This window comes from Achromobacter anxifer (assembly GCF_903652925.1).
Taxonomy (GTDB): Bacteria; Pseudomonadota; Gammaproteobacteria; order Burkholderiales; family Burkholderiaceae_B; genus Achromobacter; species Achromobacter anxifer.
In genome coordinates this window covers 157,224-166,643 of sequence record NZ_CAHLAR010000013.1, presented here as the reverse complement: position 1 = coordinate 166,643, position 9,420 = coordinate 157,224, and the positions used below count along the sequence as shown (strand labels likewise).

General features: G+C 64.4%; 6 protein-coding genes. All 6 read right to left on the bottom strand.

Annotation, left to right across the window (positions count from 1 at the left end; translation table 11 throughout):
• Nucleotides 1–2,904 (bottom strand): retention module-containing protein (locus tag HWY37_RS30255; RefSeq protein ID WP_176090513.1); only part of this gene is annotated, 2,904 nt, incomplete at its 3' end.
• Nucleotides 2,905–2,988: 84 nt separating this feature from the next.
• On the bottom strand, nucleotides 2,989–3,645 hold the full coding sequence (locus tag HWY37_RS30250) for a helix-turn-helix transcriptional regulator (protein ID WP_175209421.1): 657 nt from the start codon (nucleotides 3,643–3,645) through the stop codon (nucleotides 2,989–2,991).
• A 19-nt stretch (nucleotides 3,646–3,664) separates the two neighbouring features.
• Entirely contained in the window at nucleotides 3,665–5,086 is a 1,422-nt protein-coding gene (locus HWY37_RS30245; protein ID WP_175209422.1) for an HlyD family type I secretion periplasmic adaptor subunit, read from the bottom strand.
• Between the two features lie 7 nt (nucleotides 5,087–5,093).
• Nucleotides 5,094–7,259 (bottom strand): type I secretion system permease/ATPase, encoded by a 2,166-nt coding sequence (locus HWY37_RS30240; protein ID WP_420872171.1) that lies wholly within the window; start codon nucleotides 7,257–7,259, stop codon nucleotides 5,094–5,096.
• A complete protein-coding gene (locus tag HWY37_RS30235; protein ID WP_175209424.1) occupies nucleotides 7,243–7,455 on the bottom strand; it encodes a hypothetical protein in 213 nt (70 codons plus the stop codon). Before HWY37_RS30235 ends, HWY37_RS30240 begins: the two co-directional genes overlap by 17 nt.
• Nucleotides 7,456–7,478: 23 nt before the next feature.
• Entirely contained in the window at nucleotides 7,479–8,972 is a 1,494-nt protein-coding gene (locus HWY37_RS30230) for a TolC family outer membrane protein (protein WP_175209425.1), read from the bottom strand.
• Nucleotides 8,973–9,420 lie beyond the last annotated feature (448 nt).

Genomic DNA, 9,420 nt, shown 5'->3' with positions numbered 1-9,420 from the left:
GACGTCCTGGAACTGCTTGGAGATGTCGACCGGGGTGATGGTGTCGCTGTCGTTGCTGTTCTGGTTGTCCAGCGTGACGCCCGGGGTCAGGATCGGGGCGTCGTTGGTGCCAGTGACGGTGACCGTCAGGGTGGCGGTGTCGGTCGCGCCTTGCGCGTCGGTCACGGTGTAGGTGATCGACGTGGTCGCCGTTTGGCCTGAGCCCAGATACTGGAAGGCAGTGCCCGGGTTGAAGGTGTAGGTGCCGTCGGCGTTGAGCGTGAAGGTGCCGCCGTGCGTGCCGGCGACCTGCTGGCCCACGCCAGCCGCGTTGCCATTGACTTCGGAGACGCGGATGGCGTCGCCGTCCGGGTCGGAGTCGTTGCCCAGCACGCCTTCGGTACGGTGGTCGACCACCAGCGTATTGTCTTGCGTGGTGGCGCCGTCATCATCGGTTGCGACCGGAGCCGGGTTGCCGACCGTCCAGACGAAAGTCTGCGAAACGGTCGCGCCCGACTTGTCGGTGGCGGTCACGGTGATGAGGTATTCGCCCTTGACGCCCGTGTTGGTGTGGTCGGACGCCCAGTTGGCGAACTGGCCGGTGAAGGTGCCGGTGGTCGGGTCGAACTTCAGGCCGCCGGGCACGTGGTCCACCGAGTAGACCAGGGTGTCGCCGTCGTCGATGTCGCTGAAGAAGCCGGACAGGTTGTAGTTGACGACATCCCCATCCATGTTGTCCTGGTTCTGCAGGGCAACCGCGGTGGGCGCGTCATTGGTGCCGGTGATTTCGACCGTCAGCGTGGCGGTGCTGGTGCCGCCTTCACCGTCCGAAACAGTGTAGGTAATCGAGCTGGTAGCCGTCTGGCCCGCGGCCAGGTGTTGGAAGGCGCTGCCTGGTTCGAACGAATAGGTGCCGTCGGCGTTCAGCGTGAACGTGCCGCCGCCGGTGCCGGCTATCGGTTTGCCCACGTCGCCAGCAACGCCGTTGACCTGCGAAACCGAGAGCGTATCACCGTCGGGGTCGTGGTCGTTGGCCAGGACGCCTGCGTTCGGGTCGGTGACATGAAGAGCGGTGTCTTCATCGGTGGCGCCGGAGTCATTGGCGGCGGTCGGCGCGGGATTGGTGACATCCCACGAGAATTCCTGCGAAACCGTAGCGCCGCTCTTGTCGGTGGCGGTGATGGTGACTGTGTAGACGCCGTCATTGCCGCCTTGCGAGGCGGAGTGGTCCAGGGTGCCGGAAATGATGCCGGTGACCGGGTCGAGGGTCAGGCCGGGCGGCAGGCCGGTGGCGGTGTAGGTCAGGACATCGCCGTTGTCGACGTCGGTGAATTGGCGCGAGATGTCGACCGGGGTGATGGCCTGGCCGTCGGCGCCGCTCTGGTTGTCCAGGATGACGTCGGGGGTCAGGATCGGGGCGTCGTTGGTGCCCGTGACCGTGACGGTCAGCGTGGCGGAGCTGGTGCCGCCTTCGCCGTCCGAAACGGTGTAGGTGATCGAGCTGGTGGCCGTTTGGCCCGCGCCCAGGTGTTGGAAGGCATTGCCCGGGTTGAACGTGTAGGAGCCGTCGGCGTTCACGGTGAACGTGCCGCCGTTGCTGCCGGTGATTGCCGAGCCGACGTTGCCGGTTGCGCCATTGACCTGCGAGACGGTCAGCTTGTCGCCGTCCGGGTCGGTGTCGTTGGCCAGCACGCCATTCTGGGCGCTGACATTGAGAGAGGTCTTCTCGTCCGTGGCGCCGGTGTCGTTGGCCGCGGTGGGCGCGGGGTTGCTGACGTCCCAGTTGAATTCCTGCGAGGTCGTTGCGCCGGACGGGTCGGTCGCGGTGACGGTAACCGTGTAGACGCCGTTATTGCCGCCCTGCGAGGCCGAGTGGTCGATGTTGCCGGTGATGATGCCGGTGTTCGGGTCGATGGTCAGGCCGGGAGGCAGGCCGGTGGCGGTATAGGTCAGCTTGTCGCTGGTGTCCGGATCCGAGAAATGGCTGGAAACGTTGTAGTTGACGCCGGTCTGGGCGTCGATGCCCGAGGTGTCGGAGATGCTGGTGGAGACCGGGCCGTCGTTGGTGCCGGTGACGGTGACGACCACGGTCGCCGTGGAGGTGGCGCCACTCGGATCCGTGATGGTGTACGAAATGGTGCTGGTGGCCGTTTCGCCGACGCCCAGGTGGACAAACTCCTTGCCCGGCGTGAACACGTAGCTGCCGTCGGGCAGGACCGTGAAGGTGCCGCCGTTGCTGCCGTTGACCGTGACGCCGGCCGGGGTCATCGGACGGCCGCTGACGGACGCGATCGCCAGCGGGTCGCCGTCGGGATCGGAGTCATTGAGGAGCAGATTGCCGCGCACCTGGCTGTTCTGGTCGCCGCTGGCCGTGTCGTCAAGCGCGCTGGGCGCATTGTTGACGGTGACCGGGGTGGTCGTGGTGTCGTCGCCGCCGCCAGCGCCAGTGCCGGACACGCGCGGCAGGATGTCTTCGCCGCGCGACGGGTTCGGATAGGCCAGGTCCAGAGGGGTCGTGGTTTCAAGAATGCGGGCCAGGCGGACAAAGCTGCTGCCGCCGGCATCGCCGCCGCCGCCGACGACGGCCGCAGTGGGATCCAGCTCGTCGAACGGGTCGCGGCCATCGCGCAGGGCGGCCAGCAGGCGGTCGGAGTCGGGCCCGCTGGGAGGAGCTACCGCGGCTTCGGACGGGTCGGCCAGGGTGCCGGTGACGTCGCCGGTGACGGCGACCTCGCGGCCTTCGCCGATGACGATCGGCATGCCGTTCTCGACCTGAAGGGAAACCGTGGCGCCCGAGGCAGTGACGACGTCGCTGCCGGCGGGGACCTTGCTGCCTTGATGCAGTTCAGTCAGGGAGCCGTCGCTATTGCGTATCCACGCGCGACCGGAGATTTCATTGACGACTGCGGGAGAGGTGTTGGCCATGTTGGTTCCGTTTCAGGGAGTTATCCAAGATGGCCAGATACTAGATTGCGCCGCCGGCGCGGGATATTGTCCTCAAGGACAGTATCAGGAAGTAATTTTGATTTTGGCGTCGGCGGGAGCGGAAATGCCGTGCACGAGCAGGGCGAGTTGCAGGCGGTCGGTGACCCCCAGCTTTTCGAAGACGGCGGACAGATGGGCCTTGACCGTGCGTTCGGTAATGCCCAACGCTTCGGCGATCTGCGCGTTGGCTTCGCCGCTGGAGGCGTAGCGGGCGACGGTGATCTCGCGGTCGGTCAGGACGCCGCCATCCCAGGGCTGCGCGTCCTGGGCGCGTTCGGCGACCAGTTTGAGCAGCCGCGACACCAGGGAGCGGCCCATCCAGATGCCGCCGGAGGAGACCACTTCCAGGGCCTGCGACAGCGCGGCCGCCGTGGCATAGCCATGGCAGTATCCGTGAGCGCCGGCGCCCAGCACCCGGGTGCCTTGTTCGTCATTCGGACTGGGGCTGGCGACAACCATCTGCATGTCGGCCAGGGTCGCGGCCCAGATGGGGTCCTGCCAGGACGGCAGCCGCGGCAGGTCTGCATCGAGTACCGCCAGCTTGCGGCCCTGCTCGCGCCAGCGCTGCAGGTCGGCCAGGCTGCGCCCGCGCGCGGCAAGCCAGCGCGCCGGGTCCAGGCCGCGCCAATGCTGCCACAACAGGTCGTCGTGCGTAATCAACAGGACAGGAACGGGTTTCATAAAGCCTTGCAGCCCTCCTTTATCGTTCGGTAAAGGCATTCGCCTTGGCGCGCAGTATGGGCTTGAGCAGGTACTGCAGCACCGTGCGCTTGCCAGTCAGGATATGAACCTCCGCCACCATCCCGGGGATGATGGGCAACAGTTTGTCGCCTACGGTGCTGCGGTCCGTGCGGACCCGCACCACATAGTAGGAATTGCCTTTTTCGTCGGTCACGGTGTCCGCGCCGATCTGTTCCACCTTGCCTTCCAGCCCGCCGTAGATGGCGAAGTCGTAGGCCGTGAATTTCACTTCCGCCTTCTGGTCGGCGTGCAGGAAGCCGATGTCGCGCGGCTGGATGCGGACTTCGAGCAGCAGCGTGTCGTCCTTGGGCACGATCTCGATGATGTCCTTGCCCGGCTGCACCACGCCGCCGACGGTGTTGTTGAACAGCGTCTTGACGGTGCCGCGCACGGGCGCGCGGACCTCGGCCAGCTTCACACGGTCGGCCAGCGCCAGCTTGCCCTGGCGCAGGGTCGCCAGCTTGGTGTTGGTTTCCGAGAGTTCGCTGCGGGCCTGGTTGCGGATGTTCAGCTCGGCTTCCTGGAGCTTGCTCTCGGCTTCCTTGATGGAGGCCTGGAAGCGGTCGATCTGGGCTTCGGCGCCTTTCTGTTCGCCGCAATAGCGGGCCACGTCTCGCTGCAGGCGCAGCAGGTCGACCTCGGACACGGCGCCGCTCTTGAGCAGCGGACGGGTCACCTGCAGCTCGCGCGAGGTCAGGCTGCAGCTGGCCGCAGCCTGGTCGCGCTTGGCGATGGTTTCGCGCAGGTCTTCCTGGCGTTGCTTGAGCTGTTCGCGGGCGACGTTGACCGTGGCGTTCAATTCGGTGGTACGCGCCTGCCAGGCATTGCGTTCCATTTCCGCCAGGCCCGGGGCCTGCGACAGCACTTCTTCCGGCGCGACGAAGGGCTCGCCGGTGGCCAGCGCCTGCAGGCGGGCCGCCTTGGCGAGCAGGGACAGATATTCGGCGTTGTTTTCGCCCAGGGAGGAGGCGAAGCGGGTGGAGTCGATCTTCAGCAGGACTTCACCGGCTTCGACTTCCTGTCCCGGCCGCACCAGGATTTCCTCCACGATGCCGCCGTCCAGGCTCTGGATGATCTGCACCTGCCGCGACGGCACGACCTTGCCTTCGCCCCGCACGACTTCGTCGATGCTGCCGGTGCCCGCCCAGAAGAGCAGTCCGCCGACGGCCAGCAGGCTGACCCACAGCAGGATGCGCGAGCCGCGCGCCTGGGATTCGTGTATGACCCATTCGGCGTTGCCGACGTAGTCGGAGCGCTGCTGCGGCTTGCCCTTTTCGGCGCCGTCGAGCAGGCGGTCGAAGAAGAATACGAAGACGCCGCGCAGCTTGCGCCACAGGGTTCCAAACAGGCCGTGCCTGGTTTCGCCGGGATTGTTCAGCATGCTTTTCTCAGCTTCCGCGTCCGACGCGTCCTTGACGCAGTGCTTCGACCACTTGTTCCTTGGGACCGTCGGCCACGATGTGGCCGTTGTCGATCACGATCAGCCGGTCGACCAGGTCGAGCAGGGCGGTGCGGTGCGTGACCAGCAGAATGGTCTTGGTGGCGCTGGCTTCTCCCAGGCGCTTGCGCAGCTGCGCTTCGCTTTGGTGGTCCATGTTGCTGCTGGGTTCGTCCAGCAGCAGGATGGGCGGATCGTTGATCAGGGCGCGGGCTACCGCCACCGACTGGCGTTGCCCGCCTGACAGCGATTCGCCGCGCTCGCCGATCACCATGTCGAACCCGTCAGGGTGGAGATTGGCGAAATCGGTGACGCCGGCCATGTTGGCGGCAGCCAGGATGCTGGCATCGTCGGCGTAGGGCGCGCCCATCGCCAGGTTGTGCTTCAGGCTGCCATAGAACAGCAGCGGATCCTGGGGCACGTGGCCGATGGCGCGGCGCACGTCGGCCGGATCGATCTGGCGCACGTCGACGCCATCCAGCAGGACGGCGCCTTCGGTGGGCTGATACAGCGCCAGCGCCAGCTTTTCCAGCGTGGTCTTGCCAGAGCCGATGCGGCCGATGATGCCGACCTTTTCGCCGGGCTTCAGCTTGAACGACACCTTTTTCAGCACGGGTTGGCTGCTGCCGGGGTAGGCGAAAGTCACATCGCGGAATTCGATGCCGCCATGGAAGACAGGGCGATGCAGGAACTCGGCTTCGGCCGGCCGTTCGACCGGCAGCTTCATGTAGTTGTCGATCGAGCCCAGCGAGGTGCGCGCGTTCTGGTACTGCATCAGCAGGCCGGCGACCTGTCCGAGAGGGGCCAGGCAGCGGCCCGCGATCATGGACGCGGCAATGATGCCGCCCATGGAAATGGCGGATTCCTGCGCCTGGTAGACGCCGATGACCACGACCGAGATCGACACCAGCTGCTGGATGGCCTGCACGAAGCCGACCGTCGACGACGAGATCAGCTTCAGCTTGCCGCCGGTCATGGCGATGTATTCGGTGGCGCGTTCCCAGTTGCGCTGGATCGACCCCTGGGCGTTGAGGGTCTTGACGGATTCCAGGCCGGTCAGCGCTTCGACCAGGGTCGCGTTGCGTTGCGATGCCGCCTGGAACGAAGCCATCGTCAGCGATTCCATGCGAGCCTGCGCGGCAAGCGACGCCAGCAGGATCAGCACGATCGCGACCAGCGGCGGCAGGATCATCCAGGGCGAGATCCAGGCCAGGGCCAGCAGGAAAAGAACGATGAAGGGCAGGTCGACCAATGTGGTGATGGTGGCCGACGCGATGAAGTCGCGGATGGATTCGAACGAGCGCAGGTTGGCGGCGAAGGATCCCACCGAAACCGGCCGGCCTTCGAGGCGCAGGTCCAGCACGCGTTCCATGATCTGCGCCGACAGGCGCACGTCGACCCGCTTGCTGGCGCTGTCCACCACGTGGGACCGCGCAGTGCTGAGGATCGTGTTGAAGATCACGACCAGGGTAATGCCGATGGCCAGCACCCAGAGCGTTTCGATCGCGTTGTTCGGCACGACGCGGTCATACACGTTCATGGTGAACAGCGGCATCGCCATTGCGAAGAGATTGATCAGCAGGGCGGCGATCAGCGCATCGCGGTACAGGCGCCGGTTTTCCATGATGGCGGCCCAGAACCAATGGCGCTCGCGCACCTTGGCGACTTCGGGCGCGCGCGCGTCGAAGCGGAACTGCGGGCGCACGAAGCACACCAGCCCGGTGTACTGCGCCGACAGCTCCGCGGCGCTCATGTCCATCGAGCTGCCGCCGAGTTCGGGGTGACTGACAACGTAGGTGTCGCCGTCCTTCTTCAGCAGCAGGCAGGCGCGTTCGCCGTTGAGCAGCAGGATCGCGGGCAGCAGGTCCTGCGAGATGCTGTCCAGCGAGCGCTTGACCACGCGCGCGGACAGTTGCGCGCGAGCGGCGGCTCGCGGCAGCAGGGCCGGGGTCAGCCTGTGTTCTTCCAGCGGCAAGCCTGCGGACAGCGCCTGGGCCGTTGCGGTTACGCCATGCAGCCGGGTGATTTCAACCAGGCAGTCCAGCAGCGGATCGTCGTGCGCGGCGCGCGCATCCGCGCGCCACTCCCGGGCCGCCATTTCAGATAACTTGTCCATCTTCGTCATCCAGCAGGTCCAGGTGTTCAGAGAGGCGCGCGCGCTGCTGCTTGCGCTGGGTCAGCTTTTGTTGAGCCTGTATAGGCAGGTCGGTCATACGCAAGGTGCCATTGGCTATCAGCGCGTCGATCAAGTCTTCCAGGACGCGGACAAAGTCCGCGTCCAGTTGTGAGAAGTCGTTGCCCTGGTTCTTCATCTGGTCTCCTTGCGTTTCGGCACCTAGGGTTTGGCCTTGGGCGAGTTTACCGGGATGAACGTGGGCGGCAGATTGCCTTCGTTGTATTGCACGCGCACGGGCGCCAGGCGGGCCGAGTCGGGGACCGTCGAATTGCACAGCTTGATCACTTCGTCGGAGACTTCCAGCTTGCCGTTTTCCTCGGGCATTTCGTTGCGCGCGGGCTGCAGCGACAGCGCCGGCAGCAGCGCGTGCGACAGGGCCAGCCAGCGGTATTGCGCGAGTTGCAGGTCATACAGCGCGTTGGTCAGGGCGCGGCGCGATTCGAACAATTCGTTTTCGGTGTCCAGCAGGTCCAGCAGCGAACGCTGGCCGATCTGGAACTGCTGGCGATAGGCTTCGCGCACCTTGGTGGTGGCGACTTCGTGGTCGCGCAGGAACGGCAGCTTCTGGCTCAGGCTGGCGACGTTGTTCCAGGCCACGGCCAGGTCCTGCTGCACGTTGCGGCAGGTGTAGTCGCGGATGTCGCGCGCGGCATAGGACTGCGCGGAGGTCTGGCGCACGCGGGCGGAATCGGAGCCGCCGCGGTACAGGTTGTAGCTCATGACGACCTGGACGCTGGAGCTCTGGATGTCGCGGTTCTGCGGCGTGGGGTCGTTCTGGTCGCGACCGGTGGACGCGACGAACTCGAACTTGGGCGAGAACGCGCCCTTGGACGAGGCGACGCCGGCTTGCGCGGCCTGCAGGCCAGCCTGCTTGGACAGGAAGCTGGGGTTGCGGCGCAGCGATTCGTTGAAGTCGGCCGGCTTGGCGGGCAGCTTGCTGGTGATATCCGGCGTCGGCTGCATCGATTCGGGAGGCAGGGCGCCCGTGACGCGCTGGAAGCGCTGCTGCACGTCCAGCAGGTTGGCGGTCTCGGTCATCAGGTTGGTCTGGGCCAGCGCCAGGCGCCCGCCGGCCTGTTCCAGGTCGACGCGGCGGCCCACGCCGGAATCGGCGCGTTCGCCAATCTGCTTGAGCGTTTCTTCGTGCAGGGAGTAATTCTGGCGGGCCAGCAATTCCATGTCGCGATAGCGCTGCAGGTCGATGTAGGCCTGCACGGCGGAAAGGGCCGTGTTGTCGCTGGTTGCCAACAGGTCATAGAAACGGGCCAGCTTGTCGAAGCCTGCTTGCTTGACGTCGTTGCTCGTGCGGAAGCCGTCGAAAATCAGCTGGCGCAGCTCGACGCTATAGCCAGGGCGGCTCCAGCTCTGCGAACCCACGCCGGGCACATTGTTGCGGTACTCGCGACCCACATAGCCTTGCGCGTTGATTTGCGGGAAGAACGCTCCGCGGGCAACAGCCTGGCCTTCCAGCGAAGCCTGGAAGTCATGGTATTTCGCCTGGATTTCCGGGTTGCTGAGCAAGGTCTGTTCGACGATCTGGTTCAGCGTAACCCCAGGTTGTCCGGCGGCGGGAGCCGCTGACTGTGCAAATGCCGCAGGAACGAATGCCAGGGCAAGAACCGAAGTCGTGCTTTTGAGCAAAAACGAAGCCATAGTGATTATTCGCGAGTCGAGTTAGGAATTTGTGGCCGCCATATTGTGTGGAAATGTCAGATTTGACGAGTCAATATTTGTTAATTCTTGACGAAGTTTTCTGACCGGCAGTTGAAGGTTCTTCGCGCATCATCTTTCAATTAGCTTTAATTTTGACTAATTTCGCTTTATTTTGGAACTTCGGTCCAGTTTAATGCTAGATAAATGCGGTTTATTACGGTTTATTTCTAATATCTGGCGGATATGCCGAGCGGTGATTATATCGGTTTGCTAATTTTGTATCCGTTTTAAATACCTGAATTTGTATCTGTAACTGTTTTCCAACGGTTTGATAAACGGCAAATGTCGGACGACGCGAACCTGGTTACGGCTTCTCGGGGGCATGATTAGCAGTCCAACATGGTAGTGCTAGTACTGGTATATAAGGTGCGGTTGTACTAGGTTGAGA

Coding starts and splice junctions, on each gene's coding strand:
- HWY37_RS30250 (WP_175209421.1), bottom strand. CDS start 3,645: ATGAAACCCGTTCCTGTCCTGTTGATTACGCACGACGACCTGTTGTGG.
- HWY37_RS30245 (WP_175209422.1), bottom strand. CDS start 5,086: ATGCTGAACAATCCCGGCGAAACCAGGCACGGCCTGTTTGGAACCCTG.
- HWY37_RS30240 (WP_420872171.1), bottom strand. CDS start 7,259: ATGGACAAGTTATCTGAAATGGCGGCCCGGGAGTGGCGCGCGGATGCG.
- HWY37_RS30235 (WP_175209424.1), bottom strand. CDS start 7,455: ATGAAGAACCAGGGCAACGACTTCTCACAACTGGACGCGGACTTTGTC.
- HWY37_RS30230 (WP_175209425.1), bottom strand. CDS start 8,972: ATGGCTTCGTTTTTGCTCAAAAGCACGACTTCGGTTCTTGCCCTGGCA.